Here is a 25624-nt window from a genome sequence, read left to right as displayed (position 1 = left end):
GGGAGAATACCATGCGCTGGGCACGATGCCTGATGATTGGCCTGTTGATACTGGTGGCAAATGCACCCGCCCGCGGCGAACAACTGCGAGAGCTGGCGGATTTTGCCGGCGTACGCGGCAATGCGCTGGTGGGCTATGGCCTGGTGGTGGGGCTCGATGGCACCGGCGACCAGACCACCCAGACCCCGTTTACCACCCAGAGCCTGGTCAACATGTTTTCCCAGCTGGGCATTACCATTCCGCCAGGTACCAACATGCAGTTGCGCAACGTCGCCGCGGTGATGGTAACGGCCCGCTTGCCGCCCTTCGTACGGCCGGGCCAACAGATTGATGTCGTGGTCTCCTCCATCGGCAACGCCCGCAGCCTGCGTGGCGGAACCCTGTTGATGGCGCCCCTGAAAGGTGCCGACGGCGCCACCTATGCCTTGGCCCAGGGTAACCTGCTGGTGGGGGGCGCGGGGGCCGAGGCGGGCGGCAGCAGCGTCCAGATCAACCAGCAGGCGTCGGGCCGTATCAGCGCGGGCGCGACGGTGGAGCGGGCAGTGCCGTCCATGCTGGGGGCCAACGGCGGCAGTCTTGAACTGCAACTGCGGGAAGCGGATTTCGGTACTGCCCAGCGGGTAGTGCGGGCGATCAATGATGAGTTTGGCTACGCTGTCGCCAGCGCGCTGGACAGCCGGGTCATCCAGCTGGCTGGCCCCGGCGACCCGAACCAGCGGGTGGCTTTCATGGCGCGGGTGGAAAGCCTCGACGTCAACCCCATGGATTCGCCGGCACGGGTGGTGATCAATTCCCGCACCGGCTCGGTGGTGCTGAACCGCCGGGTATCGCTGCGGGCGGCTGCGGTGTCCCACGGCAACCTGTCCATTGTGATCGATACGGCGTTTGGCGTCAGCCAGCCGGCCCCCTTCGGCGAGGGTGAGACAGTGGTAGTACCCGACAGTGACATCGATATCCAGCAACAGCCCGGCACCCTGCGGATGGTGGAAGGCGCGGACCTGATGGAAGTGGTGGACGCGCTCAATGCACTGGGTACCAATGCCCAGGACCTGATGTCGATTCTGGAGGCCCTGAAGGCCGCCGGCTCGCTGCGGGCTGAACTGGAGATTATCTGATGAGTGACAGCGTCAATATGGCGGGCAGTTTCGCGCTGGACGTGGGCGGCCTGGAGCGTCTGAAACAGACCAATCGCAGTGACCCCGGCGAGGGCCTGAAACAGGCGGCCAACCAGTTCGAGGCGCTGTTCCTGAACAAGCTGATGGTGGCGATGCGCGAGGCCTCGCCCCGTTCCGGCTTGCTGGACAGTCAGCAAACCCGCTTCTATGAGTCACTGTTTGATCAGCAGATGTCCCAGCATATGGCCGGCCGCGGACTGGGGCTGGCAGACCAGTTGATCCGGCAACTGAGCAGCGACAGTCCCGCCGTGCCCACCGACCAGGCGGGGAGCTGAACAGGCTCCCGGAACGGGGCAACCCGCTAAAGAATCTGCGCTGATGGCCGATAGTCCCAGCAGTCTTGAGGAAAGTTATCATGAGTATTTTTTCCATCGGTCTCAGCGGTTTGAATGCGGCCCAGAACGCGCTCAGTACCACCAGCAACAATATCTCCAATGTGTACACGCCCGGCTACAACCGGGAGATCACCATCCTGGGCGAGAGCCAGGTCGGCAATGGCGTCAAGGTCGAGGATATCCAGCGCCAGTTCAATCAGTATATTGCCGAGCAGCTGAACGCGGCGAACACCAAGACCAGCTCGCTGCAGGCCTACGAAACGCAGGTCAGCCAGATCGACAATCTGCTGGCCGATGGCGATGCGGGTCTGTCCGCCTTGTTGCAGAATTTCTTTTCCTCGCTGGAGGATCTAGTGAGCACTCCCTCGGACCCCGCCGCCCGTCAGGGCGTGATCGGTGCCGCCGAGGCGCTAAGCGCGCAGTTCCGCTCCTTTGACAGCTATCTGCAGGACATGCAGCGCGGTATCGACGGCCAGATCAGCGACGAGATTACCCAGATCAACAACACCGCGGACCAGATCGCCAACCTGAACCGCGAGATCGCGTTGGCCAAGGCCAGAACCGGCGACGCCCCCAACAGTCTGCTCAACCAGCGCGATCACCTGGTGGCCGAGCTGAACGAGCGCGTCGATGTGCGGCTAACGGTGCAGGAAAGCGGTACCTACAACCTGTCCATCGGCAATGGCCAGCCGCTGGTGGCGGGCACCCGCAGCTTCGGTCTGGAGGCGGTCAGCGCCGCTGCCGATCCCACCCGCACTGTAATAGGTTATCAGGATTCAGCCGGCAACCTGGTGGAAATGAAAGACTCGGTATTCAAGGGCGGGGCATTGGGAGGCTTGCTCAGTTTCCGCAGTGAAACCCTGGACAAGACCCAGAATCAGGTCGGTCAGCTGGCCGTGTCGCTGGTGGCGGGATTCAATGCGCAGCACCAGCTCGGTATCGACCTCAATGGCGATCCGGGCGCGGACTTCTTCAGCATCGGCGCGCCGCGCGCATTTACTAATGAGACCAACGCCGGTACCGCTACCATCAGTGCCGAATTCGACGACATTGCCCAGCTCACCGGCCGCGACTATGAATTGCGGGTACTCGATGCGGCCACGGGCCAGTTCCAGATCACAACCCGGCCTGGAGGCGACACCACTACCGCCACACTGGACGCCAGCGACCAGCTCAGTTTTGGAGGGGTATTGGCGACAATCGCTACCCCGGGCGGCCTGGTGGACGGCGATCGCTTTGAAGTCCAGCCTACCCGGGTGGTGGCGGCAGCCATGGAGGTCGAAGTTACCGAAACCGCCCAGATAGCGGCGGGACTGGGCACCGGCAGCGGCGACAATGAAAACGCGCTGGCGCTGCAGAAGCTGCAGGACGCAGCGCTGGTAGGTGGGAACGCGACCCTGAACCAGGGTTACGCAGGGCTGGTCGGCGATGTCGGCAACCGCACCAATATCATTCAGTTGAATCGCAGTGCCCAGCAGGGCTTGAGTGAGCAGCTGCGGGCAGTGCAGCAATCCGACTCGGGCGTCAACCTGGACGAGGAAGCGGCCAACCTGCTGCGCTATCAACAGTATTACCAGGCCAATGCCAAGGTCATCGAGACCGGCACCGTCATCATCGATGCCCTGTTGGGCCTGCGCTAACCAAGTCCGGGAGATCCGATCCATGCGTATCAGCACTGTCACTATGTTCGAGCAGAGCATGAGCTCCATGAACCGCCAGCAGGGCGAATTTCTGAAGGTGGGGCAGCAGATGGCGACCGGCCGCCGGGTGGTGAATCCCTCCGATGATCCCCAGGCCGCCTCGCGTGCCGTGCGGGTATCCCAGGCCCAGGCGGTAAATCAGCAGTACACCGACGCCCGGATCAGCGCCCGCAACGCGCTGTCCCAGCAGGAGAGCATTCTCAACAGCGTCAGCGACGCGGTGGTCAGTGCCAAGACGCTGATGATCCAGGCGGCCAGCGGTACCCTCACGGATGCCGATCGGGCCTCGACCGCGAGTACCCTGCGCGGTATCTACGAGACCGTGGTCGGCCAGGCCAATGCCACCGACGGCAATGGCCGCTACCTGTTTGGCGGCTATCAGGACAGCAGCGAGCCTTTCGTGCGCAACCCGGATGGCAGTGTCAATTACGTGGGCGACGGCAATACCCGGCAACAGCGTATCGATGCGTCCCGCCTGCTGGATGTGGCAGACAGCGGCGAGGCCATTTTCCGCAGCGTGGACAGCGGTGCCGGTTATGTCGCCCAGGCCGATGACGGCAACAGCGGCAATATCACCTTCAAGGGCCCCAATATTGTCGATGTGGGCGACCCCGACTACGGCAATGCCTTTACCATCGACTTCACGGTGGCGGGCCCGAACACCACCTACTCCATCAACGGCGGAGCCGCCCAGCCCTACGGCGACGGGGCGCCGCTGATTTTTGGCGGGCTGTCACTGACGCTGGCAGGTGAGCCTGCGAATGGCGACAGCATTACTGTGGACCGGGCAGTGAATATGAATACCGACCTGTTCCGCAGCTTCGAGAAGGCGCTGGCGGTACTGGAGAATCCCGCTGCCACCGATGCCGAGAAGGCCGCGCTGCAAAACACGGTCAGTACCGTCATGCGTGAGTTTGACAACAGTCTGGACAACGTGCTCACCACCCGCGCATCGGTCGGTGCACGGCTGAATGAAGTGGACATCCTGGATACGGTTGCCGGCAACCGCGAGCTCAACTACGAGCAGACCCTGTCGGACCTGGTGGACCTGGACTACGTGGAAGCGATATCCGAATACACCCTGCGCCAGGTGGGCCTGCAGGCGGCCCAAAAATCCTTCGTGGACATCAAGAGTCTGTCGCTGTTCGACTACCTCTGAAAAGCGGCGGCAAGCAGTCAGCGGCTCAGGGCAGAGGCGCCATGAGCTGCAGCAGTTGCTCCATGAAGCCCAGCCCCTGAGTGAACAGGTTCCGCAGGAAGCGGCCGAAGTCAGTCATCAGTACGGTCAGCAGGAACATGCCCAGCAGCAGCGAAGTAGGAAACCCCACCGAGAACACGGTCAGCTGCGGCGCCGAGCGGTTGAGGATGCCCAGGGAAAGATTGACGATCAGCAGCGAACCCACCAGTGGCAGGGCCAGCAGCATGCCGGCGACAAAGATGGTGCCCCCGAATCGCACCAACAATTCAAAGGCCCCGGTGTTCAGGCCCAGCAGGCCCACCGGCAAGGTATTGAAGCTGCTGGTCAATATCTCCAGCGCGATCAGGTGGCCGTCCACTGCCAGGAACATCAACAGCGTGATCATGTGGAACAGCCGCGACAGAATCATCGTGTTGGCACCGGTCTCCGGCGCGACGAAGGTGGCAAAGCCCAGCCCCATTTGCAGGCCAATGAATTCGCCGGCAGCCTGCACTGCTGCGAACATCACATGCAGGGCCAGCCCCATCGCAACTCCGACCAGCAGCTGCTCCACCATGATGCCAACTCCGGCCCAGGAATAGATCGGGATATCCGGCAGCGGCGGCAGTACGGGGGCGAGTACCACAGAGATTATCGCCGCCAGCCCGAGCTTGACCTGGTTCGGTACCGAGCTGTGACCCCACAGCGGGCAGGCCATCACAAAGCCGGTAATGCGGGTGAACGGCCACAGGAACAATGTCAGCCAGGTATGGAGCTGTTCAAAGCTGACCTCAATCATCGGCGCGGGTCGTCAGGACAGCATCAGTGGAATATTCAACAGCAGATCGCGGGTGAAATCGGTAATCAGCTGCAGCAACCAGGGGCCCATCAACACCAGCGCGCCGAACACCCCCAGGATCTTGGGGATGAAGGACAGGGTCATCTCGTTGATCTGGGTGGCGGCCTGAAACAGGCTCACCAGCAGGCCGATAGCCAGCGCGGTCAGCAATAGCGGGCCGGCCAGCATCAGTGCCACCAGCATGCCTTGATAGGCCAGGCTCATTACAGTTTCGGGAGTCATGACACACTGTTCTCCTGGGCGCCGGTACCGGCGGTCCGGTCAGATAAAGAAGCTCTCCGCGAGCGAACCGATGATCAATTGCCAGCCATCGACCAGCACAAACAGCATCAACTTGAACGGTAGGGAGATGGTGGCGGGGGCACCATCATCATGCCCAGCGCCATCAACACACTCGCGACCACCAGGTCGATAATCAAGAATGGAACGAAAATGGTAAAACCGATCTGGAAGGCGGTTTTCAGCTCGCTGGTGACAAAGGCGGGCAGCAGTACCCGCATCGGCACGTCCTGCGGCCCCTGCATGGCGCCGACCTCAGCCAGCCTGGCGAACAGCGCCAGGTCCGGCTCCCGGGTCTGCGCCATCATGAATTCCCTGAAGGGCTGGCTGCCGACGCTGAAGAATTGTTCCAGGCTGATCTCCTCGCGGGTCAGTGGCTGCCAGGCCTCTTCATAGACCTGGCTCAGCACCGGTGACATCACGAAGAAAGTCAGAAACAGGGTGAGGCCCAGCAACACCTGGTTGGGGGGAGCGGACTGGGTACCCATCGCAATGCGCAGCAGGCCCAGCACAATGATGATGCGCGTGAAGCAGGTCATCATCAGCAGCATCGCGGGCAGAAATGCCAGGCTGCTGAGCAGCAACAGGGTCTGCAGCTTGATCGACCATTGCTGGCCGCCATCAGCGGTGGGGCTGCTGACTATGCCGGGCAGTTCCGCCTGGGCGAAGCTGGCCTGGGGCAACAACAGCAGGATCAACAGCAACAGCAGTTGCAGACCGGAGTGTCGCTTCACGCCCCGTCTCCGGAACGGCCCAGGGTTTTGCCGGCGTTGTGTTTCAGCGCCTGGGCGAGACGGGCGGGAAAGCCGGCCTCTGCGCCGGGCGCTGCCGCCTTGCCGCCGTCCTCATCGGGAGGGGCGGGCAGTGTGTGCAATGTGTTGACCTGGCCGCTGGCCACGCCCAGTACCAGCCAGGTATTGTCGATTTCGACTACCACGACCCGTTCCCGGGTTCCGACCGCGGCGCTGCTGACCACCCGCAGGACATTGCCGCGCCCCTGGCGGCCCGGACCGATACGCCTGACCAGTGCGGCACAAAGAAAAATAGCGACGATCACCAGGGCCAGCGCGGCGGCGGTCTTGCCGAATGTGGCCAGGCCCAGCACCGCCTCACTACCTGCGGCGGGGCTGTTCATCGGTTGAGTTTCTGGACCCGCTCTGAGGGTGTGATGATTTCGGTGATCCGGATGCCGTAGCGGTCCTCGACCACCACGACTTCGCCCTGGGCGATAAGATAGCCATTGATCAGGATATCCATCGGCTCGCCCGCCAGGCCGTCCAGTTCGACCACCGAGCCCTGGGCCAGCTCCAGCAGTTGCTTGATCGTGATACGGGTGCGTCCCAGCTCCACAGTAAACTTGACCGGGATGTCCATGATCATTTCGAGATCGCGTACCTTGACGTTGTCCACGCCCTTTTCCAGCGGCTTGAACACGCGCTCGTCAGCGGACTGCGCCTCGCCGGCGGCTGGCTCTGGCTCTTGTTCCGCCAGCGCAGCGGCCCAGGGGTCCTCTCCGGCAGCTTCAGGCTCGGCGGTTTCCTGCTCGTTCATGGCGTCGGCCCAGTCGTCCTCGACCGCTTTCTCGGCCGCTTTCGGGTCGGGTTTTTTGGGATCAGTCATTTTCGGATTCCTTCGAGGGTGGCACGGATCCTTTGACAAAGATGGTGTCCTGCCCGGTGTCTGTGGGGATGTGATCGATCATGCGGACTACCCGCAGCGCCCGCTGGTTGTTGCGATTGCCGTATTCACAGGCCATGACGGGCACGCCGTCGACACGGGCGATGACGGTGCCGGGCAGATCCATGGGCAGCACGTCACCGACCTTGAGCGAGGTCACCTCGCCAATGGTGCTGGACAACTCGGCGAAGTCGGCAACCAGTTCAATCTCGGACTGGCGCAGTTCCCCCGCCATGCGCTGGCTCCAGGTGTGGTCGTTGGAGCCGTCTATCGCCGGGTTGGTGAGCAGGTCGCGCAGCGGCTCGATCATCGAGTAGGGCATGCAGATCTGGAAGTCGCTGGCGAGATTGCCCACTTCCAGGTGAAAGGTGGTATTGACCACGATTTCATTGGGGGAGTTGGTGATGTTGGCAAACTTGGCCTGGATTTCAGAGCGCAGGTAACTGAGGTTCAGTGTGTACACTGACTGCCAGGCTTCCTGGTAGGCATCGATGGCGAGATCCAGCAGCCGGCGGATAATGCGTTGCTCGGTGTTGGTGAACTCGCGCCCCTCCGACTTGGTGACGAAGCGGCCATCACCACCAAACAGGTTGTCCACCACCATGAACACCAGGCTGGGTGGAAATACCAGCAGGGCCGTGCCCCGCAGCGGCTTCATCGCGATCAGGTTGATATTGGTGGGTACCGGCACGTTGCGGGCAAAATCCTTGTAACTCTGGTAGCGCACGGACTCGACCGTAATGTCCGCGCTGCGCCGCAACAGATTGAACAGGCTCATTCGGAAGTGGCGCGCAAATCGCTCGTTGATGATGTCGAGGGTTTGCAGGCGTTCGCGGATGACCCGCTGTTGGGAGGCCGGATCATAGGGCTTGATCCGCGGTTCCGTGCTTTTTTCCTCGCCGCCATTGCCGTCGCCACTGTCGCCGCTCAGCAGGGCGTCGATTTCTTCCTGCGATAAAAGATCATCCTGGGACATGGGAGAAGGCCGGCTCGCTTACTGGACGATGAATTCGGTGAACAGCACGTCGCGCACCGCGAGTTCCGGCTGTCCTGCAATCAGGTCGTTCTGTACCATATTGAGCACCATGGCTACCAGTTCGCTCTTGCCCTGCGGCGAGATCAGCGCTTCCGCTTGCTGTCCCGATATCAGGGTAAGCAGGCGGCTGCGCAGCTGCGGCATATGCTGGAGCAGCAGGTCCCTGGTGGCTTCGTCGCCGACCTGCAGCGATACACCGGTATACAGCAGCCGGTTGCCATAATTGTCGCTCTGCAGGTTGACGGTGAACGGTGCGATCTCGACGAACAGCGGGGTCTCGGGTTCGACGGCTTCAACCGCCTCTTCGCCCGGCTCCGCCACCTTGTCGCCGGGCAACAGCAGGTAGATGTTGGTCCCCGCCAGCGCGGATGTGAGGAGCAGCAGCACAATAATCAGCCACTTGTGTTTCTGCGAATCATTTTGTGTATTTGCCATGTGTATGCGTCTTGTATCGAAGCGGAAGGGTCGAAATCAACGGGGTCAGTATGCCCCTGGCGGGGCGGCCGTGATGGGGAGAATAGACCGGTATTTCTGGCTTATTCCCCCGGTTTGGGCTCGCTTTGCTCGTCGCTGTCAGGCGTAGATATCCACGCCTGACAGATCGGCCGCCAGCCCGGTGGCCGCGGCCTCAGTGGCCGGGTCAGCAGCTTCTCCCGCACCCGTCACCGCAGCGGTAGCAGCCGGGCCCTGGCCGCTGCCGGACTGCTCGGAACCCTGTTGCTGTTGTTCGCCGACGGAGGTCTCACCCAGCGCGATTCCCTGCTCGGCAAGTGCCTCCCGCAACTGGGGAATCGCCTGTTCCACTGCTGCGCGCACGGTAGCGTGGGCTGACAGGAACTGGGCCTGGGCCCCTGGTCGTCCATTTTCAGGGACACCGACAGCGGGCCCAGGTCGGCGGGGTTGAGGTGCAGTTCTATCTGTTGCCGCCCGCGCTGGGCCAGGCCGGTCAACTGGTTGCCCAATTGCTGCTGCCAGGCCGGGCTGGCGACCGGTGCGCTCAGCGTGGCCTGCAGCAGCGATGACATTGCCGGCTGTGGCGCGCTGCTGCTGGTGCCGGCGAGGGCCGAACTGCTCAGCGCGGTGCTGCCGACAGATTCGGTGGGCCCACGCTGCGGTTCGGCCTGGCTGTTGCGGCTCCAGTCCACGTCCGGCAGCGGCAGGCCGCTGCCGGGTGCCGGGGTGGTGCTTGTCGCCGCAGTGGTTGGGGTCAGTGAGGCTTCCATGGTCTGGGCCGGGCTGGGGTTGAGATTCGAACTGGCGGTGGTGAAATGCGCCGCGCCGGGCCGGGTCTCAGGCAGCGCGCCGCGGGCGGCCGGTACGGCCGGCGTCTGGAGTCTGTCGGCTGGCATTGCCGGCGCTGGCGGGGCCGCGGTAGCCGCAATCACCATCGCGTCCGGCAACGGTCCGGATCCAGCCGCCGTCCCGCCGGCAGCGGGCTCTGGCCGAAGCGGGGCCTGAGGTCCCTCTGTCGCTGGGCCTCCAGGCTTGACGGACTCAGTCCTGATGGCGGCGGCAGCCTGCGAGAGCGCCCCGGGATCGGCGAGAGCTGCGACTTCCGGCACCAGATCGGTGGCTGTGGCAACCATCTCGTCGCCGCCCGGGGCGGTGTCGCCAGCGGCCGGCTCAGCAGCGTCAGTCGCGGTTGCCAGGGCGGGGGGCAGATCCTGCAACTCGCCGATCGTGAACTGCAGCGGCAGCCGGGAACCGGAGCTGCCGGCATCAGCCGGCACCCGCGGCATTGGCGCAGCAGACCCCGGCGCGGCGTGTCCGCCGGCGGGCGAGCGGGCCGCCACGGATTGCAGCACATTGGCAAAACCGCCGGCACTGTCTTCCGCCGGGGAGGAGGACACAGAAGCGGCGCGTTGTGAAAGCAGGGCGGTGATTTCCATGATGACTCCTACTGATCCTGTGGATCGGATTGTTGGCGCTGGCGCGCACTCATGTTGCTGGTGAGTTCGTCGCTCTGTACCTGTTCCCGCCGCTGTTCCTGCCGGCGCTGTTGCTGTGCCCGGCGGCCCGCGAGGGTGTCATAGGACGATAGCTGTTGCTGCTGTTGCTGCCATTGCTGGCGACTGCTGGCCACGCGTTGCTCCTGCTGGGACAGCGTCTCCCGGGCCCGGGCAATGGCGGCATCCAGGGTTCTCAGAAACTGCTGGTAGTTGTGCAGCATGGCGGTGTCGGTGCCCCGGCGCAGCATGTCCTGCAGCTGGTTGGCATATTCCTGCCGGTAGTCGGCCAGGGTTTCCAATTGGGAGATGGTTTCGAGACTGCGCTTGCGGTCGTCGGCCAGCGACTTGCCGGCGCCGTCGCGGGACTGCCGGGTCAGTTCTATCAGCGTGTCGAGCGGGCTGCGTTTGACGGCATTCATGGCTGGGCTCCCAGAACAGAGGCCATCGCCTGCTGTGAGTCGGTGATGCCTGCCTGTTCATTCATGGATTGTTGCAGGAAGCGCTCCAGCTGCGGATACAGTTGTACCGCCTGATCGAGTTGCGGGTCGTGACCCGGGCTGTAGGCACCCACACTGATCAGGTCGCGGTTGCGGTGGTAGCGGGAGAACATCTGCTTGAAGGCCTGGGTCAGTTGTTGATGCTGGTCCGGTACTATCGCGGTCATCGCCCGGCTGATCGAGGCCTCAATATCGATGGCCGGATAGTGACCCGCTTCCGCCAGTTGCCGCGACAATACGATGTGGCCGTCGAGAATGGCGCGGGCGGCATCCGCAATCGGATCCTGCTGGTCGTCGCCCTCGGTCAAGACGGTATAAAACGCGGTAATGGATCCGCCTCCCGGCCGGCCGTTGCCGGCCCGTTCCACCAGTGCCGGCAATTTGGCGAATACCGACGGCGGGTAGCCCTTGGTGGCCGGTGGCTCGCCGATTGCCAGCGCGATCTCGCGCTGGGCCATCGCGAAGCGGGTCAGGGAATCCATGATCAGCAGTACACTGCGGCCGCTGTCGCGGAAGTGCTCGGCCAGGCGGGTGGCATAGGAGGCGCCGTGCAGCCGTTGCAGGGGAGAGGTGTCGGCGGGAGCGGCCACCACCACTGAGCGCCGCAGGCCCTCTTCGCCGAGGATGTTGTCGATAAAATCCTTGACCTCGCGGCCGCGTTCGCCGATCAGGCCCACCACGATCACATCGGCCTTGGTGTGGCGGGCCATCATGCCCAGCAGTACCGACTTGCCCACGCCGGAGCCGGCGAACAGACCCATCCGCTGGCCGCGGCCGACGGCCAGCAGGGCATTGATGGCGCGAATGCCGACGTCGATCTGGGTGTCGATGGGAGCCCTCGCCAGCGGATTCAAAGCAGGTGACGACAGCGAGCCGCGGGCGACCTCCAGCAGCGGGCCGGCATCGTCCAGCGGCTGGCCACTGCCATCCACCACCCGGCCCAGCAGCGCGTCGCCCAGCGGAAAGCGCCGCTCTCCCGAGCCGGTATCATCGCCCAGCGGAAACACCCGCGCACCGGGGGCGAGGCCGCTCAGCTCCTGCAGTGGCATCAGGTAGACCCGGTCGCCGGCGAAGCCGACCACCTCGGCGTCTGCGAAGCGGCCCTCGGCGGCGCCGGGGGACAGTTCTATCCGGCAACCGGCACCCATCGGCACTTTCAGGCCCAGCGCTTCCAGCACCAGGCCGGTAGCGCGGATGATGCGTCCGCTGACCAGGTAATCCGGGGTGCTGACAATGCGGTTGCGCACCTTGCTGATACTCTGGCGCCAGCTGGCCTGGTGGGGGTTCAAGACGGCTGTAGTGCTCACTTGGCTGCACCTTCACTGCTGGTCTGGCGGCGCCGGGGGCGACGGATCTGGCCCAGCAACATGCGCCAGCGGCTGTCCTGGGTTGCATCCAGCTCTCCGCTGACGCTGGTGACCCGGCAGTCGCCGCGATTGATCTGATCGTCGGGTTGCAGTGCCCAGCCGGCCGCCTCGAATTCAGCCCCCAGCTCCCTGGCCACGAGCTTGTGATCGGCAGGGTGCAGCCACAGGCGCGGCTGGCCGCTGAGCAGGGGCTCCTTGTGCAACAATTTGCGCACCAGGTTCAGCACCTGGGTAGGCCTGGATTTGAGCGCCTCGCCGGCGAGCTGGCGGCCGGTTTCCATGGCCAGTTCCACCAGTTCGTCGGCGACGCTGTCATCCAGTTGCTGCAGGGCCTCGTGAAAGGTCTGCAACAGCTCGGCGAGGGGAGCCAGGGCGACCCGGGCCTGGGCCTGCAATTCCTGTTCGCCGGCGAGCCGTCCCTGTTCCAGGCCTTCGTTGTAGCCGGCCTCGCGGCCGGACTCAAAACCCTCCTGGTAGCCCTCGCTGCGGGCAGTGGCGAGGGTCTGCTGGCACAGTGCCTCGAATTCGGCGCGCTGCTGGTTGGCGCGCTGCTGCAGGGAGGGTTCGAACCCGCCATCGCTGCCGCTCTCGCCATCCGGGCCCCCGGCAGGAGCAGGGCTTGCGGTGCCCAGCTCGCCCATGCGCCAGCGCTGCCAGTGGGCACTGCTTCTGGCCGGGCGGCTGGAACGGGACTCAGACATAACTGTCGTCCCCACCGGTCAGCACGATCTCGCCACTGTCGGCGAGGCGCCTGACCACCTGCAGTATGGCCTTCTGCTCGTTTTCCACATGCGAGACGCGGACCGGGCCGGAGGCCTGCATGTCCTCGCGCAACAGATCGGCGGCGCGCTGGGACATGTTGTTGAGGAACTTGTCCACCACCTCCTTCGGGGCACTCTTGAGCGCCACCATCAGGGAGTTGGTGTTGATTTCCTTCAGCAGCAGCTGGATACCGCGATCGTCCAGGTCCACCAGGTTTTCGAACAGGAACATTTCGTCGATGATCTTCTGGGCCAGCGACTCGTTGTGGGCGCGGACATTGTCGATCACCGCTTCTTCCTGGCTGGAGTTCATCAGGTTGAGTATCTCGGCCGCGGTGCGCACCCCGCCCATCTTGCTGCGCTTGAGGTTCTGGCCGTCGAGCATGCCGCCCAGCACCTCGGTCAGTTCCTGCAGCGCCGCCGGTTGCACGCCGCTGAAGGTGGCGACCCGCAATACCACATCGTTGCGCAGTTTCTCATCGAACAGCTCCAGTACATCCGCGGCCTGGCGCCGCTCCAGATGCACCAGAATGGTGGCGATAATCTGAGGGTGCTCGTCGCGGATCATTTCCGCGACGATCGAGGCCTCCATGATATTGAGGGCGTCGATACCGGAGTTGGTGCCGCTGTGTTCCAGAATGTCCTCGATAATGCTGGAAGCGCGCTCGGTGCCCAGCGCCTTGGTCAGCACCGCGCGAATATGGTCGCTGGTGTGCAGGTTCAGGGCCGCGTATTCAGAGGATTCCTTGAAGAACTCCTCCAGCACGTGTTTCATCTCGGCGTGGGATACCTGACCCAGGACGGCCATCTCCTTGCCCAGCTCCTGTACTTCGCGCGCCGAAAGATGCTTGAAGATTTCGGCGGCGCAGTCTTCCTCCAGGGCCAGCAGCAAGATGGCCGCGCGGCGCGTGCCGCTCATTTTAGACGGGTCGACTTTGACGTTACTCATATTTGGCAATCCAGTTGCGCACGATCATCGCGAGCATGGCGGGATCCTCGGTGGCCATCAGCTGCAGATCGGCGAGGTTCTGTTCGTAGCCGGACGATTTCCTGCGGCGTCCCCTGGGCACGTCGTAGGTGCCATCTTCCGGATCGCCGGACTCCTCGCCCCCGCTGGCCTGGTCATCGTCGCCTACCGTGGCGCGCAGCCGCGGTTCTTCGGTAACGGCCGGGGCCGGTTGTGCGGCAGTGTATTTCCGGATCAGCGGCCGCAGCAGCAGGAAGTACAGGAACAGGGCCAGCAACGCGACCAGCAGGTAGCGGCCCAGGGTCAGGGCCAGACGCTGGATCTCGGCCGACTGCCACCACTCTTCGACGATGATTTCTTCTTTGGACTCGGTAAACGGGCTGTTGACGATCTCCAGGGCATCGCCACGGGCTTCCGAAAAGCCCATGGCCTGCCGGACCAGGCGTGAAATCTGCTCCAGCTCCGCCTCGGTAATGGGCTGCTGTACGCTTTCGCCCTCTTCGTTGAGACCGTCGCGGTAGTTGACCACTACGGCTACCGACAGGCGTTCGATGCGGCCGCGGCGGTGCTGGGTATGGACGATGTTGCGGTCCACTTCATAGTTGAACACGTCTTCCCGCTGCAGGTTGTCCGGGCCCCTGTTGTTCTCGTTGCCTTCCTGCTCACCGTCTTCATCGGCGGGTGGCAGTTCCACGGGTGAGGGGGCGGCGCCGGGTGGGGTATTGCTCAGCGCGCCGGGCACGCCGCGGGCCACACCATCACCGCTGCTGAAGGAGGTGCGGGTCTGGGCGCTGCGGACCGCTGCCTCATTGTCGTCCTGGTTGGGACGGTAGCTCTCTGCGGTTTCCTCGCGGCTGGCAAAGTCTACCTGGGCGGTCACCTGGGCGCGGACATTGCTGCTGCCGAGTATCGGGCTGAGAATGGCTTCTATCCGCTGCCGGTAATTGCGTTCGATGTCGCGGGTGAAATCCAGCTGGGTGCCATCCAGGTCATCGCCGCCGATGGAACCGGTGCGGGACAGCAGGGCGCCGTGCTGGTCCACCACGGTGATATCTTCCACGGCAAGCTCAGGTACCGCGCTGGATACCAGATGCACAATGGCGCTGACCTGGCCTTCGCCCAGCGCGCGGCCCGGTTGCAGGGTAAGCACCACCGAAGCCTTGGCCGGCTTGTGGTCGCGCACAAACACCGACGGCCGCGCCATGGCCAGATGGACCCGGGCCCGGGCAACCGGACCCAGGGCTTCGATGGAGCCGGCCAGCTGGCCCTCCAGGCCGCGCTGAAAGTTTACCTGTTCGCTGAACTGGCTGACCCCGAAGGCCTGGTTGTCCATGATCTCGAAGCCGACATTGCCGCCGCGGGGCAGGCCCTGTTCAGCCAGTCTCAGGCGCAGGCTGTGGACCTGGTCGGCCGGCACCAGCAGGGTCTGGCCGCCGGCGCCAAAACGGTAGGGGACGGCGCGTTGTTCGAGTTCGGTGATGATGCGGCCGCCGTCGGCTTCCCCCAGGTTGCTGTAGAGGACACGGTATTCCGGTGCACTGGCCCACAGAAACAGCGCAGTGACCACGGCGATCACGGCCGCGCCGCCGATCAGCAGGGGTATCAGGGGATTGCGTCGCAGTTGCGCCAGCCACGGAGGTATTGTGGCGCTGGCCTGGGGCGTATCCTGTTTAGTGCCGTCAATGGCGGACGGGCCGTTGCTCATGCATCTCCCTCTGGGCAACAGGGCCTGCTGCAAGTTCTGTGTCTGCCGGGCAGGACGGCGAACATGGCAACAGTTTCATTGGCTGCGAAAGTACTGCCGGCAATCCGGCGGTACTGTGACGAGGCCTATTATGCGCAGTGCTCCTGACAGTAAAGGGAAGAACAGCCCGGATTTTTGTGGCTAATTGGCCGTATGGTGCCCGCCACGGTCTTGCTACGATGAGCCCTGATTTCGATACCAGCAGGATATTCCGCTATGAGCACCCCGGGAATTCAGTCGGCCCTGAGCCAGATGCAGGCACTGGCCAACCAGGCCCAGGCCGGCGCCATTGAGGGCAAGGGCAGCCAGATCAATACTGCTGTAGGACAGGAGGGCTTCGCCGATGCACTCTATGGTGCGGTCAACCGTATCAACAGTCTGGGCCAGACTGCCGCCGCCCAGACCCGGGCCTTCCAGGCGGGAGACCCCGGCGTGGAACTGCACCAGGTGATGATGGACGGACAGAAAGCCAGTGTCGCGTTTGAACTGGGGGTGCAGCTGCGCAACCGGCTGGTGACGGCCTACAAAGACGTCATGAACATGCAGGTCTGATCACTGGTCATGGGCGCCGCGCACAGCTCAGCTGCCGGGTTGACCGGTACAACTGCCGCGCTGGACGAATGCTGGCGGCAATCAGGTCTGTTCGTTGAACAGTAGCCCGCGCACTTCCTCCAACCGTTCTGCAACCACCAGCACCTCCTCCGAGGGTATCTGGCGGATGAGGTCGCCGGTATCCAGGTCGACGATGCGGGCCACGGTCTGCGGCGGTTCACCGCTCAGCTCGAACTTGACCCCGTGATTTTTCAGGGTGGCGTTGATCTGCTGCACCGGCGCCAGCAGTTCTTCCGGTCCGGGCGAACGTGCGCCGGTACCCGTCTGTGCCCCTGAACCCAGCGGCAGTTGGGCCACAACCCGTTCAAGTTGCTGGCGCCGGGACCCGTCCAGCGCGGCTGGTGCCGGGGTCAGGCTGCTGACTGATAATGATGTGCTCATGGGGGCCTTCCCTGTGTTGTAGTGAATTTATTGTCCTGCATCAGCTCTCCTGCGGTCCGTGGGTGGCTCCCGCAATACCAGCTCGACACGCCGGTTGGCGGCGCGTCCGGCGCTGCTGTCGTTGGACTCCAGCGGTCTCATGTCGGCGTAGCCGATAGCCCGCAGGCGCTCCGGCGCCAGGTCCCTGCCGACCAGAAATCGAAGTACTGCAATGGCCCGGCCCGAGGCCAGCTCCCAATTGGAGGGGAAGCGCTCGGTCTGGATCGGCACATCATCGGTATGACCTTCGATCGATATCTCGCCCGGGTAGCGCTCCAGCAGCGGCAGCAGCTTGAGTATCACCTTCTTGCCACCGGCGGTCAGATTGGCCTGGCCGCTGGCAAACAACAGGTGGTCGGCAATGCGCAGTGTCATGCCCTCGAGTCCGGGCGTGGCTTCCACGCCTTCCAGCGCCAGGGTTTCGATATTGTCGGCGATGGCCTGTTGCTGGGTCAGCAGGCCATCGTGTGCGGGCAGCAAGCCATCGCCAGCGGCACTCGGCAGCGGCGCGATGACCGGCAGTGTTACGGTTTCCCCGGGAGTCGCCTCTGCCACTGCCGCTTCCACCGGTGGCGTGTCGCTGCCCAACGGCTCCCAGTTGGCGAATGACAGCAGCAGAACAAACAGGGTCAGGATCAGGGTCAGGACATCCAGATAGCTCAGCAACCAGCTCTCTTCCTCGCCACTGGGCGGGTCCGGCATCAGGTCATCATAGGCAGCGCTGACGGGAAGCATGCTAGCCTTGGACCTGGGACGCGGGTATCTCGTCCTCGCGCGACGAAGGCGGGGCGTCGCGAATCTCGTCTTCATAGGTGGTCATGAAGGAGTGCATGGTGGCCTCGATAAACGACGGTGACCTGCGCCGGGACATCAGCGAAACCCCTTCCAGCACCATGTTCATCGCGATCAGGCGTTTTTCCGTACGCCGTTCCAGCTTGACTGCGATCGGCTTGAACAGCACATTGGCGAGCAGGATCCCATAGAAGGTGGTCAGCAGTGCGACCGCCATGTGCGGGCCAATGATATGCATGCTGCCGCGGTCCATCACGGCCAGCATGTTTACCAGTCCCACCAGTGTGCCGATCATGCCAAAGGCGGGGGCATACACCGCCATGGTGCGGAAGATCTGGGCCTCGGCATGCTCCCGCGCCTTCAGGCGGGCGATGCGCCAGCGCAACAACTCCAGAATTTCCTCTTCCCGGGTGTTGGCGATGACCAGCTCGATACCGGTGCGCAGGAAGGGGTTGCGTGTGTTTTCCAGGGCCTTTTCCACCTCCCGGGCCTTGCCCTTGAACCAGAGTCTGGACAGTTCCACCAGTTCGCGGATATCGTCACCCGTGTAGATGTTCTCCCGCCGGAACACGATGGCCACCAGCCGCACCACATGCAGTACTTCGGCCATCGGATAGCTGATGAATGTCGCCGCCAGCGTGCCGGTGACAACAATGGCCAGGCCCGGCAGATTGACAAAACTCAGGGGTGATTCGGCAGTAAACAGCAACACAGTAGCCAGCAGGAAAACGCTGCTCACCATGCCGATGATCGTCGAGGGATTCATCGCGCATCCACACAAAAATAGCAGTTAACAGGAGTATCGGCGGCGGCCGCAGTAACTTGAGCGTGCATCGCTGCCGATGGTGAGTGACTTAGATGGGTACTTTTGCATACTGTTGCCAGAGCGCATCGAGGCGCACCGGATCCAGGTCCTTGCGCAGCTGGAACACGCCCGCGCTTTCGCACTGCTCCACCGTGTCGAGGAATTCCAGCACAGCGTGATACTGGGTCCGGTTCCAGAAATCGTGAATGAATATCCTGGCGTCTTCGCAATGGCTGTGGTGGGTGCGCAGGTGCCGGATTGCGGCGAGGGTGCTCGCCACCCGGAACCGGCCATCCACCAGGATCAGGTCGAAAGCCCTGGCATGCTGCTCGATCGCCAGGCTGTAGGCCGGGAACTGGTCCTGATGATCCAGCGAGGTCGGAAAGCCCCATTCGCGGGTGGGGCCAATGTCCACGGCGGTCACCTGGCAGCGCTCGCCCAGACGCGCCTGCAGCGCCGTGACCCATTGCTGGTCACTTTCCACGCCCCGCACGACCAGACCCTGTTCCACAGCCCAGACTGTTGAGCCACCCGAGCCGTATTCAAAATATTCCTGCGCCTGTTCCAGATAGCGCCGGAACAGGCCGGCCTCGGCGTCTGTCATGAAGGGTTTGTCGGGCAGTTCCAGTGTCTCCGGCGCGGGTTCCGTAAAAGTCGAAGCCACCGCCGCGGGGTTGCCCGGCTTCGTGTCGGCAACCTGCATCTGCCGCAGATAGCTCGCGGCCAGTTCCGGATCCTGGTCATTGAGCAGACTGTAGCTGAGATCGCGGATATCGAATACGGCGTGCAGCAGGAAGGCCAGCTTCAGGCGCTGGCTGTCGCTGAGTGTCGCCATGCGCTCGGGGGAGGGCAGGTACAACACGTCGGCGCTGGCCAGTTCGGTGCCTACATCAGGCTGCGGCGCTGCATCAGCAGGCCAGTGGCTGTGATAGCGCATGTCGTTGAAGCGGTAAAAGCGGAAGCCGAGCGCCGCGACCTTGTCGTTGAGCTCCGCCAGTGTGGTCTGGCCCCGGTGGGTGGGCTGAAAGGCGACGCCGACCTGCAGCAGCAGAGTATCCTGCAGTGACTGCGCGCCATGTTGCAATATCGTGCTGTTGTCACTGCGTTGATCCAGGATCAACCAGTCGAGACCATCCAGGCCTTCAATGCTGTCCAGACGGAGTGTGCTGATCGGCAGTTGGGTCAACACACGGGCGCCCTGGCGCAGTGCCGCTGGCAGCGCGGTATCCGCCAGTGGTGGCAGCGTACTGCTCAGCTCCGGGTCCAGGCAGGCATGCAGCATGGTCGGCTGGCCGTCGCCCAGCACTGCATGCGGGAACAGTTGCAGCTGGTCCTCGTCACTGTACTGTTCTGGCTGTTCCACCTGGCTCGCGGGATCAAAGCCGATGACGGTAAAGGCATTGAGCTGGCGCAATGCGGCGAAGCCACGGTCCCGGAACAGTTTGGCGCCATTGTCCAGCACCACGACTCGACCGTCGAGTTGCCACTGGAAGTCGCTGACGGAGGCAGTCGCCGGCGCGACAGCTGCGCTTGCCGTCGGCACGGAGTCGCCTTCAAACCAGAGCTGGCCCTGATGGTCGAAGTCCAGTGCAGCCGGTGCCTTGTCTTCGCAGTAGCGCCGCCAGATGGCGCGCAGGGCCGCGGCCAGGTTGGCACCGAAGCGCCGGTAATCACATACCGGGGAGCGGGTGAGTTGCTGCCGCAGTTGAGCGCGGATGACGCTGAGGTTGTCGAGGCTGGATGCCAGATCCAGTGCCAGTTCACGGTAGCGCTCCCAGCTGTCCACCACCAGCTCCGGCAGCCCGGCGTGGGTCAGGTGACTGGCGGAGTGGCGTCCGGCGAAACTGGGGCCCGGCAGGGTAATGACCGGCACCCCCATCAGCAGTGCCTCGCAGGTGGTGAGGCCACCGGAATAGGGCCAGGAATCCAGCGCGATGTCCACCCGGTTGTAGGCCTGCAACAACTGGTAGTGGTCTGAGTGCCCCTCCAGGATTACGCGGCCGCGGTCGATCCCAAGCTGTGCCAGCACGGACAATGTGCGTTCCCGGAACTCCTCGCTGTCGAACTGCATGCCCTTCAGAAACAGCTGGCTGCCCGGCAGTTGAAGCAGGATCTGTGCCCACTGATCCAGCAGTATTTCGTTGATCTTGGAGGGATTATTGAAGCAGCCGAAGGTGATGACTCCATTGCTGGCGGCGGGTGGCGGAGCCACATCGGGGGCGTTGCCGCGGGGCATATAGCAGATATAGTCATCCGGCATGCGGATCAATTTTTCAATGTAGAATTCATCCGCACCCGGTGGTGTTTCCACCGCATCGGAAATCAGGTAGTCCATTGCCCTAAGGCCAGTGGTGTTGATCAGGCCCCCCACCCACTTCACCTGCAGTGGCGCGGGCTCCTGGGCTATCGCCCGCAACCGGCAACCTTCGGTGTGACCGCACAGGTCCAGCAGGATATCGATACCGTCGTTGCGGATCAGCTGTGCCAGCCGGTCCTCGGCCAGGTGAGTCACCGACTGCCAGCGGTCCACCCGGTCCTGCATGCGGGTGGTCAGTACATCGACCTGGTCACTCATGGTGTAAGCGTACAGTTCGAACTGGTCCCTGGGCAGCTGCTCTACCGCTGAGGTAATCATCTGCCCCACCGGGTGGATCCGGAAACCGGCTGAAATCATGCCGACCCGCAGGCGCCGGCCGGGGGAGCGGTCCGCCGGCCGGGGCCGGACCGGCGCCTGCTCGGGCGCGAACCTGTCCTGCCACTGCCGATGGGCATCGAACAGGGCTTGCGCTGAGTGGGCCGGATTGTAGTGCATCGCCATCAGGTAATTGGAATACGTCTTGTCCTGCTGGGGAGCGAGCGACAATGCGCGCAGGTACTGCGCTTCTGCCTCTTCAAAGCGACCGACGCTGCGGTAGGCGCTGGCCAGGTTGGACAGGTGCACTGGGTCGTCGGGGAAATTGGCGACCAGTTCCTCGTGGGTCTGGATACTTTCGCCGAAGCGGGTCAGCTTGGCCAGGGCATGGGCCTTGCGGGCAAGCACTTCATCGTCGCCGGGGAAGTGCTGTTCGGCGGTTGCGACATGGGCCAGCGCTTCGTTGAAACCGCCGGCGTCATTGTACAGCTTGATCAGCAGCAGCCGCGCCTGCTTCAGGCGCGGCTTCAGCTTCAGCGCCGTTTCCAGGTGATCAACAGCCTCCACCGCCCGGCCCAGCCGGTACAGGGCCTGGGCCCGCGTATTGTGCAGTTCGGGGTCTTGCGGATCCAGCTGCAGGGCCTGGTCCAGCGGCTCCAGCGACCGCACCCAGTCACCGGATTCCAGCAGCACCGAGCCCAGTGATTTCCAGGCGAAGGCATCCCCGGGATAGTCGCGAGTCAATTGCACTGCCAGCGCGGAGGCCCGATCCCAGGCACGGGCCTGGTAGTGGCCGATGAGCTGCTCTCGCAGCTTGCGGGAGACGGTTCTGGTGGAGTGTCGGGCAACGCCCGTCTTGCGCAGCTGTTTCGCCATGGTCTGATCTGACTGTCAGGGAGATTTTAGTCAGCCTACCGCAGCGCCAAGGGGAGTGAACAAAAGAAAAGGGCGCCAAAAGGCGCCCTTTTCGTGAGGCTCAGAGCCTCGCCTGTACCGTGGGGGTTAGCCCAGCAGTGACAGGACGTTCTGCGGAACCTGGTTGGCCTGGGCCAGAACCGAGGTGCCAGCCTGCTGCAGGATCTGCGCGCGGGTCATGTTGGAGACTTCGACAGCGTAGTCGGCGTCTTCAATCCGCGAGCGGGCTGCTGACAGGTTGGTCTGGTTGGTCTGCAGGTTGTCGATCGCAGACTCGAAGCGGTTCTGGATCGCACCCAGGTCGGAGCGCAGCTCGTCTACCGATTCCAGCGCTGAGTCCAGGGCTGCCATCGGGTTGGAGGTGCGGCCGGCGCTGAGGTCAGACAGGCTCAGGTTGGCGGTGTCCAGGCTGAACGCGGCGGTGGTGCCGGCGGTGGCCGCTTCGCTGGGCTCAACAGCGATGTAGAAGGTGCCGGAGGCGCCGTTATCCAGGTCGAAGCCAAGCGCTTTCAGCGAGTTGGATTCGGCAACACTGTTGGCTGTGATGGTCACTTCGGCGTAGAAGTTGCCAGCCTCGTCGGTCTGCGCGGTGCCGGTGAAGACAACGCTGCCAGCCGCAACGCCCAGGCGTGCCGCCAGGTCACCGCCGGTGCTCTCAGCCACGGTGGTGTCGGCGATTGCAGTGGTGTCACCGTAGGCATCCTGCATTTCGGCAGTGGTGCCGCCAGTCTGAGCAGTCAGCGCACCCTGCGGGCCGTTGACGTTGAAGCTGCCCAGGTTCAGGGTGCTGGAGGTGATTTCGCTCAGGGAGATGTCGATGCGCTCGCCGTCGTTGGCGCCAACCTGGATGCTCAGGGTCTGGTCATCGGCCAGGACTTTCACGCCGTTGAAGTCGGTCTGCTCGGAGATGCGGTCGATTTCGGTCAGGCGCTGGTTGATTTCAGCCTGGATGGATTTCAGGTCATCCGTGGAGTTGGTGCCATTCTGGGATTGAACCGCCAGCTCACGAATGCGCTGCAGGTTGTCGTTGACCTGGTTCAGGGCGCCTTCAGCGGTCTGCGCGACAGAAATACCGTCGTTGGCGTTGCGCTGGGCCTGTGACAGACCAGTGATCTGGGCAGTCATCCGGTTGGCGATTGCCTGGCCGGCGGCATCGTCTTTGGCGCTGTTGATACGCAGCCCAGACGACAGCCTTTCCATGGAGGTCTGCAGGGCGCTCTGGGATTTGCCCAGATTCTGCTGACCGATCATAGCGGTGATGTTGGTGTTGATTACTGACATAACGATGTCCTTTTCTAGTAGACTGGTTCGTTCGAGGTTACCGGCGGGTCCTTGTGGTCAGCTGGGCTGATTGTGGGGCCACCGCAACGGCGCCATGTGCCGTTACCCCTAATTTCGGCGGTGCGCCGGGCAGCTTTAGAAATTTATTCGGAATCTTTGTTATTGGCCTCGGGGACCGTTCCGGCCTGTGGCTAATAAATGCCTGTCGGTGGTGGCAGGCGGTCGCGGTGATCGAGCCCGCCAGGGCGCGATGCATTGCTGTCTCTATATACCCCGTTGCTGTTACATATTTTTTATTTGGTCACGTACTGGATTGTCGGGCGGGAAGCCTGACACTTCGACCGCCGAGCCATCACCCGGGGTGCGGTGTTCAAGACACGCCGTGAATCCGTCCATGGAGGCTCGGATGCAGCATCCCTGCTGCATACGGTCTTGAACACCGCACCCCGGCCAATGTCTCTACCTGTGTAGTAGACTGATGGAACAATCTCTGTCGTAGGGAACACCAATGCTCTATATCGTTATTCGCGGTGGCAATAGTATGAACAGAGCTTGATATGACAGCCTTTATAGTATCGGCTGCCGCTACGCGCGACTAAAGGCGCGGCAGGCGCGGCCGATAGACATGATCAACCGCAGTGCATATGTGTATCTGCTTCCCTGTATTCTGGCTGACGCGACCGGGGCCCCAGGATGATAGAGCAAGAGGGTGGTGCTATCACCATCGGCAATCCGCTTGAAATAGAAGAGATGCTGGAAAAGCTGACCCAGCCGGGGGCTGCCTCGCTGGTGTTGGACAAGCCCGGTAGCGAGCCGCTGCCGGTGGTGCTGGCAAAGACAATACCGGGAGAGGCGCTGGTGCTGGATGTGTCCGCTATCCGTGAAGTGGTCGCGCCGCTGCAGCGGGGAACGGGACTGCGCCTGCTGGGGCAGGGCCTCGAAGGCATGGTGCGAACCCCCATGCTGACCGTCAGTCAATTCGACGAGGTCGAGGGGCGGATGCAATGCCATTGCAATTATCCCACAGAGCTGCATCTGTTTCAGCGTCGTGACGACTACCGGGCGACACCGCGGCTGGGGATGGAGGTCGGTGTGCTGCTGCGGGACCTGAATAACCCGGCTACCTTCCAGGGCGATTTGCGCGACCTGTCCATGAACGGCTGCCTGGTCGAGGTGCTGCCCAACATGAGTGAACTGGTGGCGCTGAACCAGTCGCCACTGGAACTGGAATTCTGTTTTCCCAACGGTCTGCGATTCGTGATCAGGGCAACGCCGCGGCACCATATGACCGATGCTGAACGCGAGGTATTGGCGGTGGGCTTCGCCTTTGAGCCGCGCAGCGTGGACCAGGACCGTCAGCTGTGGTTTTTTGTCCGTGAGATCGAGCGCGAGGCCGCCCGCAGTGCCAGTGTCGAGGCGACCTCGCTGGCGCCCTCGCAATTGTTCCAGGCCAACAGCTCGGCGCCGACGGTGGGGCTGCGTCACGCCCTGCGCTATGCCACGCCGATGACGCGGCGGCTTGCCCGGGTAGCCGGTTTCCTGGACCAGCAGGTTCTGGAGTTGCGCGATGGCCGGCCGGTGGGTTCCGTGCCGCTCTCGCATGCGGCTGACCGGCTGCTGGCACTGCTGGAGGAGGATCGCGAGGCCGTGCTGTTTGCGTTGCAGTGCCTGGGCCGCGAACCGCAACTGGTGCAGCACAGTCTGTGCGTTGCGGTGCGGCTGGTCGACATTGGTCGCGCCTTCAAGATGCCGCGGGAAGTGCAGAAGGCACTGGCAGCGAGTGCCCTGGTGCACGATCTCGGCAAGGCGTTGTTGCCGGTGGAGCTGTTACAGAACCCTGATCGCAGTGCGGATCAAGAGCGGCAATACCAGGCTCATGTCGAGCTGATCCTGCCGCAGCTGGAAGCCTGCCACTGGCTGTCGGTCACCGTTATCCAGGCAGTGGTTGAAGGCGCCAATGAGCGCCTGGACGGCAGCGGCTATCCCCGCCAGTGGCAGGGCGATCAGCTGCACGAACTGACCCGCCTCGCCGCTGTAGTGAAGATCGCGGACCGCCTGAGTCGTCCCGGGCCCGCCGGCCCGGGCATGACGGTGGACCGGATCAGGGATTTTCTTGAACAGCGTCCGCAGCAGTTTGACGCCCGCTGGGTGACGCGCTACTTCGAACATTTTGGCGAGTTGCCGGTGGGCACACTGCTGCGCTATCCCGCAGGAGAGCTGGCCTGGGTGCAGCGGCTGGACAGTGAAGGCCGGCCTGCCCGGGTACAGCTGGCCGCATCCGAAGGCCCCCTGACAACCTGGGTGAGCTGGTGGAAGAGGGCACCTTGCTGCGTCTGGGAGAGCCACAAGCGATCCTTGCAACGGCGCGCCCGGGGGCACTGTTCTATTAGGGATGCAGTCCCGATAAATAACCCCGGCTCCCCGGTCGCTGAGCGAGGTAGGGGGCAGATATATCGTGGTAATTCTTATATTTGACATAAAGAATGGGATTTAACTATTTGAAATATAAGCTTTTAGTTCCATGGTTATGGTGATTATCGGGAAATTGCTGATGCCTGGCTAAAGCCCCGCGCCTCCAGGCCGATAGCTGTAAATAGGGCGCTCTGTGACAGCTTATCTGCGGTTTGCGCAGGCAGGACAAAGA

The 25624-nt window shown here is 63.1% G+C and carries 24 protein-coding genes and 1 pseudogene; 7 read left to right on the top strand and 18 right to left on the bottom strand.

Translation table 11 applies throughout. The annotated features are described in order from the left end of the window. Positions 1-11: 11 nt before the first annotated feature. From G3T16_RS01860 to flgL, 4 genes are all read left to right on the top strand, one after another. Entirely contained in the window at positions 12-1115 is a 1104-nt protein-coding gene (locus G3T16_RS01860) for a flagellar basal body P-ring protein FlgI (RefSeq protein WP_232059221.1), read from the top strand. Further along, on the top strand, positions 1115-1450 hold the full coding sequence (locus G3T16_RS01855; protein ID WP_163493584.1) for a rod-binding protein: 336 nt from the start codon (positions 1115-1117) through the stop codon (positions 1448-1450). Before G3T16_RS01860 ends, G3T16_RS01855 begins: the two co-directional genes overlap by 1 nt. Positions 1451-1530: 80 nt before the next feature. Beyond that, on the top strand, positions 1531-3150 hold the full coding sequence (gene flgK / locus G3T16_RS01850) for a flagellar hook-associated protein FlgK (protein ID WP_163493583.1): 1620 nt from the start codon (positions 1531-1533) through the stop codon (positions 3148-3150). Positions 3151-3172: 22 nt separating this feature from the next. Next, positions 3173-4369 carry a flagellar hook-associated protein FlgL gene (flgL, locus tag G3T16_RS01845; protein ID WP_163493582.1) on the top strand — a complete coding sequence of 399 codons (1197 nt, stop codon included), beginning with the start codon at positions 3173-3175 and terminating at the stop codon, positions 4367-4369. A gap of 25 nt (positions 4370-4394) precedes the next feature. On the opposite strand, the gene fliR is transcribed toward flgL, so the two are convergent. The 8 genes and pseudogenes from fliR to G3T16_RS22950 all read right to left on the bottom strand — a co-directional run bounded on the left by fliR (position 4395) and on the right by G3T16_RS22950 (position 9042). After that, on the bottom strand, positions 4395-5186 hold the full coding sequence (gene fliR / locus G3T16_RS01840) for a flagellar biosynthetic protein FliR (RefSeq protein ID WP_163493581.1): 792 nt from the start codon (positions 5184-5186) through the stop codon (positions 4395-4397). 12 nt (positions 5187-5198) lie between these two features. Then, the gene (gene fliQ, locus G3T16_RS01835; protein WP_163493580.1) at positions 5199-5468 is read right to left on the bottom strand and encodes a flagellar biosynthesis protein FliQ; all 270 of its coding nucleotides are present in this window, start codon (positions 5466-5468) and stop codon (positions 5199-5201) included. Between the two features lie 39 nt (positions 5469-5507). Then, positions 5508-6259, bottom strand: a pseudogene (gene fliP / locus G3T16_RS01830) (flagellar type III secretion system pore protein FliP). Then, positions 6256-6660 (bottom strand): flagellar biosynthetic protein FliO, encoded by a 405-nt coding sequence (gene fliO, locus G3T16_RS01825; RefSeq protein ID WP_163493579.1) that lies wholly within the window; start codon positions 6658-6660, stop codon positions 6256-6258. Before fliO ends, fliP begins: the two are co-directional and overlap by 4 nt. Then, positions 6657-7145, bottom strand: coding sequence for a flagellar motor switch protein FliN (gene fliN, locus G3T16_RS01820; protein ID WP_163493578.1), 489 nt, complete (start codon positions 7143-7145; stop codon positions 6657-6659). Before fliN ends, fliO begins: the two co-directional genes overlap by 4 nt. Next, positions 7138-8178 carry a flagellar motor switch protein FliM gene (gene fliM / locus G3T16_RS01815; protein WP_163493577.1) on the bottom strand — a complete coding sequence of 347 codons (1041 nt, stop codon included), beginning with the start codon at positions 8176-8178 and terminating at the stop codon, positions 7138-7140. Before fliM ends, fliN begins: the two co-directional genes overlap by 8 nt. Positions 8179-8196: 18 nt before the next feature. Beyond that, positions 8197-8673 (bottom strand): flagellar basal body-associated protein FliL, encoded by a 477-nt coding sequence (gene fliL / locus G3T16_RS01810; RefSeq protein ID WP_163493576.1) that lies wholly within the window; start codon positions 8671-8673, stop codon positions 8197-8199. 138 nt (positions 8674-8811) lie between these two features. Then, the gene (locus G3T16_RS22950; RefSeq protein WP_408610765.1) at positions 8812-9042 is read right to left on the bottom strand and encodes a hypothetical protein; all 231 of its coding nucleotides are present in this window, start codon (positions 9040-9042) and stop codon (positions 8812-8814) included. 198 nt (positions 9043-9240) lie between these two features. Here G3T16_RS22950 and G3T16_RS22945 point away from each other — a divergent pair, with 198 nt between their 5' ends. After that, positions 9241-9696 (top strand): hypothetical protein, encoded by a 456-nt coding sequence (locus G3T16_RS22945; protein ID WP_163493574.1) that lies wholly within the window; start codon positions 9241-9243, stop codon positions 9694-9696. A gap of 439 nt (positions 9697-10135) precedes the next feature. Here the strand turns inward: G3T16_RS22945 and fliJ are convergent, their stop codons facing one another. From fliJ to fliF, 5 genes are read right to left on the bottom strand one after another with little or no spacing between them, the layout of a single operon-like run. Further along, the gene (gene fliJ / locus G3T16_RS01795) at positions 10136-10606 is read right to left on the bottom strand and encodes a flagellar export protein FliJ (protein ID WP_163493573.1); all 471 of its coding nucleotides are present in this window, start codon (positions 10604-10606) and stop codon (positions 10136-10138) included. Continuing rightward, on the bottom strand, positions 10603-11940 hold the full coding sequence (gene fliI / locus G3T16_RS01790) for a flagellar protein export ATPase FliI (protein WP_197911999.1): 1338 nt from the start codon (positions 11938-11940) through the stop codon (positions 10603-10605). Before fliI ends, fliJ begins: the two co-directional genes overlap by 4 nt. A 47-nt stretch (positions 11941-11987) precedes the next feature. Beyond that, positions 11988-12752 (bottom strand): flagellar assembly protein FliH, encoded by a 765-nt coding sequence (locus G3T16_RS01785; RefSeq protein WP_163493572.1) that lies wholly within the window; start codon positions 12750-12752, stop codon positions 11988-11990. Beyond that, a complete protein-coding gene (fliG, locus tag G3T16_RS01780) occupies positions 12745-13761 on the bottom strand; it encodes a flagellar motor switch protein FliG (RefSeq protein WP_197911848.1) in 1017 nt (338 codons plus the stop codon). Before fliG ends, G3T16_RS01785 begins: the two co-directional genes overlap by 8 nt. Continuing rightward, on the bottom strand, positions 13754-15484 hold the full coding sequence (gene fliF / locus G3T16_RS01775) for a flagellar basal-body MS-ring/collar protein FliF (protein WP_163493571.1): 1731 nt from the start codon (positions 15482-15484) through the stop codon (positions 13754-13756). The genes fliG and fliF overlap by 8 nt, the downstream gene beginning before the upstream one ends. A 255-nt stretch (positions 15485-15739) precedes the next feature. Here fliF and fliE point away from each other — a divergent pair, with 255 nt between their 5' ends. Next, positions 15740-16075, top strand: coding sequence for a flagellar hook-basal body complex protein FliE (gene fliE / locus G3T16_RS01770; RefSeq protein ID WP_163493570.1), 336 nt, complete (start codon positions 15740-15742; stop codon positions 16073-16075). 81 nt (positions 16076-16156) lie between these two features. Here fliE and G3T16_RS01765 read toward each other — a convergent pair whose 3' ends face one another. The 5 genes from G3T16_RS01765 to G3T16_RS01745 all read right to left on the bottom strand — a co-directional run bounded on the left by G3T16_RS01765 (position 16157) and on the right by G3T16_RS01745 (position 22980). After that, positions 16157-16516, bottom strand: coding sequence for a flagellar protein FlaG (locus G3T16_RS01765; RefSeq protein ID WP_163493569.1), 360 nt, complete (start codon positions 16514-16516; stop codon positions 16157-16159). 27 nt (positions 16517-16543) lie between these two features. After that, positions 16544-17290 carry an OmpA/MotB family protein gene (locus tag G3T16_RS01760; RefSeq protein ID WP_163493568.1) on the bottom strand — a complete coding sequence of 249 codons (747 nt, stop codon included), beginning with the start codon at positions 17288-17290 and terminating at the stop codon, positions 16544-16546. A gap of 1 nt (position 17291) precedes the next feature. Continuing rightward, a complete protein-coding gene (locus G3T16_RS01755) occupies positions 17292-18113 on the bottom strand; it encodes a motility protein A (protein WP_163493567.1) in 822 nt (273 codons plus the stop codon). Positions 18114-18201: 88 nt separating this feature from the next. Beyond that, positions 18202-21660 carry an O-linked N-acetylglucosamine transferase, SPINDLY family protein gene (locus tag G3T16_RS01750; protein WP_163493566.1) on the bottom strand — a complete coding sequence of 1153 codons (3459 nt, stop codon included), beginning with the start codon at positions 21658-21660 and terminating at the stop codon, positions 18202-18204. Positions 21661-21786: 126 nt separating this feature from the next. Then, positions 21787-22980, bottom strand: coding sequence for a FliC/FljB family flagellin (locus tag G3T16_RS01745; RefSeq protein WP_163493565.1), 1194 nt, complete (start codon positions 22978-22980; stop codon positions 21787-21789). A gap of 693 nt (positions 22981-23673) precedes the next feature. Between G3T16_RS01745 and G3T16_RS01740 the strand changes: the two genes are divergently transcribed. Next, positions 23674-25455: an HD domain-containing phosphohydrolase gene (locus G3T16_RS01740; RefSeq protein WP_163493564.1), complete on the top strand. Its 1782-nt coding sequence runs from the start codon at positions 23674-23676 to the stop codon at positions 25453-25455. Positions 25456-25624: the final 169 nt, after the last annotated feature.

This window comes from Kineobactrum salinum, from assembly GCF_010669285.1.
In the GTDB taxonomy this organism is placed as follows: domain Bacteria; phylum Pseudomonadota; class Gammaproteobacteria; order Pseudomonadales; family Halieaceae; genus Kineobactrum; species Kineobactrum salinum.
The sequence above is the reverse complement of the archived record's forward strand: the minus strand, read 5'-3'. Positions and strand labels throughout refer to the sequence as shown.

What these genes read in the sequence shown, in the direction of transcription:
- G3T16_RS01860 (WP_232059221.1), top strand. Translation starts at nt 12, where the DNA reads ATGCGCTGGGCACGATGCCTGATGATTGGCCTGTTGATACTGGTGGCA.
- G3T16_RS01855 (WP_163493584.1), top strand. Translation starts at nt 1,115, where the DNA reads ATGAGTGACAGCGTCAATATGGCGGGCAGTTTCGCGCTGGACGTGGGC.
- flgK (WP_163493583.1), top strand. Translation starts at nt 1,531, where the DNA reads ATGAGTATTTTTTCCATCGGTCTCAGCGGTTTGAATGCGGCCCAGAAC.
- flgL (WP_163493582.1), top strand. Translation starts at nt 3,173, where the DNA reads ATGCGTATCAGCACTGTCACTATGTTCGAGCAGAGCATGAGCTCCATG.
- fliR (WP_163493581.1), bottom strand. Translation starts at nt 5,186, where the DNA reads ATGATTGAGGTCAGCTTTGAACAGCTCCATACCTGGCTGACATTGTTC.
- fliQ (WP_163493580.1), bottom strand. Translation starts at nt 5,468, where the DNA reads ATGACTCCCGAAACTGTAATGAGCCTGGCCTATCAAGGCATGCTGGTG.
- fliO (WP_163493579.1), bottom strand. Translation starts at nt 6,660, where the DNA reads ATGAACAGCCCCGCCGCAGGTAGTGAGGCGGTGCTGGGCCTGGCCACA.
- fliN (WP_163493578.1), bottom strand. Translation starts at nt 7,145, where the DNA reads ATGACTGATCCCAAAAAACCCGACCCGAAAGCGGCCGAGAAAGCGGTC.
- fliM (WP_163493577.1), bottom strand. Translation starts at nt 8,178, where the DNA reads ATGTCCCAGGATGATCTTTTATCGCAGGAAGAAATCGACGCCCTGCTG.
- fliL (WP_163493576.1), bottom strand. Translation starts at nt 8,673, where the DNA reads ATGGCAAATACACAAAATGATTCGCAGAAACACAAGTGGCTGATTATT.
- fliJ (WP_163493573.1), bottom strand. Translation starts at nt 10,606, where the DNA reads ATGAATGCCGTCAAACGCAGCCCGCTCGACACGCTGATAGAACTGACC.
- G3T16_RS01785 (WP_163493572.1), bottom strand. Translation starts at nt 12,752, where the DNA reads ATGTCTGAGTCCCGTTCCAGCCGCCCGGCCAGAAGCAGTGCCCACTGG.
- fliG (WP_197911848.1), bottom strand. Translation starts at nt 13,761, where the DNA reads ATGAGTAACGTCAAAGTCGACCCGTCTAAAATGAGCGGCACGCGCCGC.
- fliF (WP_163493571.1), bottom strand. Translation starts at nt 15,484, where the DNA reads ATGAGCAACGGCCCGTCCGCCATTGACGGCACTAAACAGGATACGCCC.
- fliE (WP_163493570.1), top strand. Translation starts at nt 15,740, where the DNA reads ATGAGCACCCCGGGAATTCAGTCGGCCCTGAGCCAGATGCAGGCACTG.
- G3T16_RS01765 (WP_163493569.1), bottom strand. Translation starts at nt 16,516, where the DNA reads ATGAGCACATCATTATCAGTCAGCAGCCTGACCCCGGCACCAGCCGCG.
- G3T16_RS01760 (WP_163493568.1), bottom strand. Translation starts at nt 17,290, where the DNA reads ATGCTTCCCGTCAGCGCTGCCTATGATGACCTGATGCCGGACCCGCCC.
- G3T16_RS01755 (WP_163493567.1), bottom strand. Translation starts at nt 18,113, where the DNA reads ATGAATCCCTCGACGATCATCGGCATGGTGAGCAGCGTTTTCCTGCTG.
- G3T16_RS01750 (WP_163493566.1), bottom strand. Translation starts at nt 21,660, where the DNA reads ATGGCGAAACAGCTGCGCAAGACGGGCGTTGCCCGACACTCCACCAGA.
- G3T16_RS01745 (WP_163493565.1), bottom strand. Translation starts at nt 22,980, where the DNA reads ATGTCAGTAATCAACACCAACATCACCGCTATGATCGGTCAGCAGAAT.
- G3T16_RS01740 (WP_163493564.1), top strand. Translation starts at nt 23,674, where the DNA reads ATGATAGAGCAAGAGGGTGGTGCTATCACCATCGGCAATCCGCTTGAA.